1 pseudogene is annotated in these 407 nt (G+C 53.1%); it reads right to left on the reverse strand.

Going from position 1 to position 407, the window contains the following annotated elements:
* Positions 1-36: 36 nt before the first annotated feature.
* Positions 37-407: pseudogene (locus tag AC3XQU_RS23085) on the reverse strand (hypothetical protein); the annotation flags it as partial.

Here is a 407-nt window from a genome sequence, read left to right on the forward strand (position 1 = left end):
TTTCGTGCGCGCAACCCGCTACTCAAAGCGGAACGGTTATACCGCCGGTGAGTTGGTGTCGCCTTGAGAAGGGGCGAAAGCCTTTTCGAACAAGCTTGAACGTTCGTCATCGGCAGGCTGGGCAGATTGATCTTGTGTGCCGAACTGGTTGTACAACTCGGTAACCCAAGTCGGGATCATTTTGATCAGCTCTGAGTCAGGTTGAACCGGACCAGGCATGTCCTTGGCCTGGATATAAGGAATTTTGGAAACAGGAGCGATAAGTTGATCCGCTGATGGTTCGCCGATCTGTTTGACGTCGAGACGGAACTCGCCACTAACCACGATCGGCATTCCACGCTGGAGGATATCTGCTAGCGGTTGAAGGTTGCGGCCGTACCAGCGAATCGGAATGCACTTTGAGGAAT

This window comes from Telluria sp. AZSoR62 (assembly GCF_058111565.1).